General features: G+C 53.5%; 1 protein-coding gene. It reads right to left on the bottom strand.

The window, feature by feature from the left end; all coding sequences use genetic code 11:
* Positions 1-540: transposase (locus U1T56_RS24490; protein ID WP_418162084.1), on the bottom strand; the 540-nt coding region annotated here is incomplete at both ends.

Genomic DNA, 540 nt, shown 5'->3' with positions numbered 1-540 from the left:
AGCGCTCCTTCGTAACGATAGACGCGATAATGCTCTTCTCCCACCGTGACGAGGTGAGTGTCATTCGGTTCGATGGAGCGGGCCAACTGCTTCGCTTGGACGGCAACCCCGTTCGGATAGAGAATCCGGTTCGTCTTGAGCATCGCGATGACATGGAATCCCTGTTTCAGACAGGCTTCGATGAGCTTCTTAGACGGATACCACGAATCCATGAGCACATACACCGGCTGAGCCCGCTTCACCTTGAGCGAGGAAAGCATCTCGATCGCCAGGTCGATCTTGCTTTTTCCCGCTTTCTTGTCATACAGGCGGAACGCAAATGGGAACGCCTGCGTGAAGGTGTGCACCATCAGCCAAACGAGCGAATGCCCCCAGACCGATTGATGATCTTTATGCGAGTAGTGCCAGTCGCACCCTTGAATGGCGTGCACAGCCCGTGACGAAGGCTTCGTTTTTTGGCAAATCGTATCATCAATCGAAACAACAAGGGGTTGATTCTTCCGTTTGGCCAGTCGTTCGACCTGGGAAAGGATCCACTCT

The organism is Benzoatithermus flavus (assembly GCF_037908215.1).
In the GTDB taxonomy this organism is placed as follows: Bacteria; Pseudomonadota; Alphaproteobacteria; order Geminicoccales; family Geminicoccaceae; genus Benzoatithermus; species Benzoatithermus flavus.
Note: the sequence above shows the minus strand (reverse complement) of the source record. Positions and strands in the feature narration are given on the sequence as shown.